1 protein-coding gene and 1 pseudogene are annotated in these 3999 nt (G+C 70.6%); both read left to right on the forward strand.

The features are described from left to right. Positions 1-16: 16 nt before the first annotated feature. Positions 17-262, forward strand: a pseudogene (locus ACFZCY_RS45345) (AMP-binding protein); the annotation flags it as partial. Between the two features lie 96 nt (positions 263-358). Further along, positions 359-3999: amino acid adenylation domain-containing protein (locus tag ACFZCY_RS45350; protein ID WP_391187684.1), on the forward strand; the 3641-nt coding region annotated here is incomplete at its 3' end.

The following is a 3999-nucleotide window of genomic DNA, read 5'->3' on the forward strand; positions in this document are numbered from 1 at the left end:
TGGTGTGCGTGTGGTGATGTCGGGGGGTGATGCGTTGTCGCCGCGGCATTGCCGTCGGGTTCTGGATGAGGTGCCGGGTGTGCGGCTGGTCAACGTCTATGGTCCTACTGAGGTGTCCATTGCTGCTTCGTCTCATGTGATCGTTGGTCCGGTGCTGCTGGGAGGGCCGGTTCCGGATACGCAGTTGCGGGTGCTGGATGGGTCGTTGCGTCCGGTGGGTGTGGGTGTGGTGGGTGAGTTGTATGTGTCGGGGATCGGTCTGGCGCATGGGTATGGCGGCCGGTCGGGGTTGACGGCGCAGCGGTTCGTGGCGGCTCCGGATGGTCGTGGCGGGCGGATGTACCGGACGGGTGACCTGGTGCGTTGGACGCCTGAGGGGGTCCTGGACTTTGTGGGCCGGGTGGATGACCAGGTCAAGGTGCGTGGTTTCCGCGTCGAGCTGGGCGAGGTCGGGGAGGCTCTGGCCTCTCATCCCGCGGTCGACCGGGCTGTGGCGGTGGTTCGGACCGACGCACGCGGCACCAAGCGCCTCGTCGCCTACGCGGTGGGCGAGGAGGGGACCGACCCGCTCGCGCTGCGCGAGTTCCTCGCGGCATCCCTGCCGGACTACATGGTTCCGGCCCTGTGTGTCGTCCTGGACGCCCTGCCGCTGACCGTGAACGGGAAGGTGGATCGCAGGGCTCTGCCCGAGCCGGATCTGTCCCGGCTGAGTGATGTGGAGTATGTGGCTCCGCGTACTGGGCGTGAGGAGACGGTCGCCGCGGTCTTCGCCGAGGTCCTCGGTCTGGAGCGGGTCGGGGTGCGTGATCACTTCTTCCGTCTCGGGGGTGATTCCATCCGTGCGGTCCAGGTGGTCTCCCGGCTCCGGCGAGAGGGTCTGGAGTGCCCGGTCCGTGAGCTGTTCGATCACCCCACTGCCGAGTCCGTCGCCGCCGCCACCGAGGCCGTTACGGTCGTCGGTCCGCTGTCGGTGGCCCCGGCTCGGCGCGGTGCCGGCTCGTCCGCGTCCTTCCCGTTGTCGTTCGCGCAGGCGCGGGTCTGGTTCGCCGCCGAGATCGACCCGGAGGGCACGGAGTACAACACCGGTGGTGCCGTCCGGCTGCGCGGGCCGCTGGACGTCACGGCTCTGGAGGCCGCGCTCAACGCTCTCATCGCCCGGCACGAGTCCCTGCGCACCACCTTCGCCACCGTCGACGGCCAGGGCGTCCAGACCATCCACCCGGCCACCCCCATCACCCTGCCGGTCCGCGAGGCCGACGCCGAGCAGACCGCAACCGTGCTGCGTGCCGAACTCGAAACACCCTTCGATCTCGGCGCCGGGCCACTGCTGCGGCCCACTCTGCTGCGTGCCGCCCCGGACGACCATCTCCTGGTGCTGTCGATGCACCACATCGTCACCGACGGCTGGTCCGTGAACGTGCTGACCCGCGAGCTCGCGGCGCTGTACGCGGGTGACCCGCTGCCCGAACTCCCGCTGCAGTACGCCGATTACGCGGTCTGGCAGCGTGAGGCGCTCACCCCGCAGGTACTGGACGAGGGGCTGGCGTACTGGCGGGAGCAGCTGGCCGGCGCTGCCGTCCTCGACCTCCCCACCGACCGCCCCCGCCCCGCCGTCCGCACCCGCGCGGGCAGCACATACGACACGGAACTGCCCGCCGAGCTCGTCGACCGGCTCGCCGAGGTCTGCCGTGCCCAGGACGCCACCCTCTTCATGGGGCTCACCGCCGCCGTCCAGCTGATGCTGGCGCGCACCACCGGCCAGCAGGACGTGGTGCTCGGGACCGCCGCCATAGGCCGGGATCGCCCTGAAATCGAAGATGTGCTCGGCTTCTTCGTCAACACCCTCGCCCTGCGTACCCGCATCGACGAGGCCGCCTCCGGCACCCAGCTGCTCGCCGCCGTCCGCGAGACCGTTCTCGAAGCGTTCGACCACGCCGAGGTGCCCTTCGACCGGGTCGTCGACGCCGTCGTCACCGAGCGCGACCCCTCCCGCACCCCTCTCGTGCAGGCCATGATGGTGCTCCAGACGCGCCCGTGGCAGGCGGACGGGGTGCGCGGCCTGAGCATGGAGGCCGGCGACCTGCCGCGTCAGGACGCGCAATTCGAGCTGACCATCGAGTTCTGGGAACAGGCCGACGGCATGCGGCTCTCCCTCAACTACAACTCCGACCTGTTCGACGCCGGCACCATCCACCGGATGGCGGACCACTTGGCCGAGATCCTCGGTGCCCTCGCCGAGACGCCGGAGCTGCCCCAGTCCCGCATCCCGCGGCTCTCCGCGTCGGAGCGGGCCCTCGTACTCGGGGACTGGGCCCAGGGCGCCGACGGGCCGGACGCGGCCGTGCTCACCGACGTGTTCGCCGGGCAGGTCGCGCGTGCCCCGGAGGCCGTCGCTCTGGTCTGTGGCGACGAGCGCATCACCTACCGCGACCTGGACCTGCGTACCAACCGCCTCGCGCACGCCCTGCGCGCGCGTGGCGTGGGCCCCGAGACCCGGGTCGGCGTCTGCCTGCCCCGCGGCACGGAACCCATCGTGGCGTTGCTGTCCGTGCTCAAGGCGGGCGGGGTATTCGTACCCCTCGACACCAGCTACCCCGCCGAGCGCCTCGCGTACATGAGCCGCGACGCCGACGTCGAACTACTGCTGGTGGACGACTCGACCGCCGACGCGGTCCCCGGCACCGACGTGCCTGTCGCGCTCCTCACGGAACTGGAGGACCGTGCCGCCCGGTCCGTGGACCCGCAGCGGCCGCCGCAGGTCACGACGGCCCCGCAGAGCGGCGCCTACGTCTTCTACACCTCCGGCTCCACCGGCCGGCCCAAGGGCATCGTGCTGCCGCACGCCGGAGTGCTGCGGGTGGCCCGCGACGCGCGCCTGGGTATCACGGCGGCCGATGTGGTCGGCCAGTTCGCCACCCTCTCCTTCGACGCCAGCGCGCTGGAGATCTGGAGCGCCTTCGCCAACGGCGCCGCTCTCGTGGTGTCCACCGCCCGGGTGCTGTCCGTGGAAGAGCTCGGCGCGCTGCTGCACGGTCAGGGAGTGACCGTCGCCTGGCTGACCGCGGGCCTGTTCCACGAAGTGGTCGACACCGACGTGACGATGCTGTCCGGGCTCCGGCTGCTGATGGCGGGCGGCGACGCACTCGCGCCGCAGCACTGCCGCACTGTGCTCGAACGGCTCCCGCACGTACGGCTGGTGAACGGATACGGGCCTACGGAGAGCACCATCTTCGCGGCCGTCCACCCGGTCGGACCCGCCTCGGTCGGTGCCTCCGTGCCGATCGGGTCGCCGATCGGGCGCACCGGCGCCTACGTGCTGGACAACTGGCTGCGCCCGGTTCCCACCGGGGTCGCGGGAGAGCTCTACCTCGCCGGCGACGGCCTGGCCCGCGGCTATGCGGGCCGCCCCGGGCTGACGGCGGAGCGTTTCGTCGCGTCTCCGTTCGGGGTGCGGGGTGAGCGGGTGTATCGCACGGGTGATGTGGTGCGGTGGCTGGCGGATGGGCAGTTGGAGTTCGTCGGGCGTACGGATCATCAGGTGAAGGTGCGGGGTTTCCGGATCGAGACGGGTGAGATCGAGTCGGCGTTGTCGGCGCATCCGGATGTCACGCATGCGGTGGTGACGGTGCGTGAGGCGCGGCCGGGTGTGAAGCGTCTGGTGGGTTATGTGGTGGGTGAGGGGGTCGATCAGACCGGGCTGCGTGAGTTCGTGGCCAAGTCCCTGCCGTCGTACATGATCCCGACAGCCTTCGTCGTCGTGAGCACGCTCCCCCTCACGGCGAACGGCAAGGTCGATCGCCGGTCCCTGCCCGAACCCGATCTGGCGGTGGCGGCGCACCACGGGTATGTGGCTCCGCGTTCGGAGGTGGAGCGGGTGGTTGCGGATGTGTGGTCGCGGGTGCTGGGTGTTGAGCGGGTGGGGGTGCGGGACAACTTTTTCGAGTTGGGTGGGGATTCGATTCTGAGTATTCAGGTGGTGTCGCGTTTGCGGCGGGCGGG

This window comes from Streptomyces sp. NPDC007983 (assembly GCF_042958345.1).
Lineage (GTDB): Bacteria > Actinomycetota > Actinomycetes > Streptomycetales > Streptomycetaceae > Streptomyces.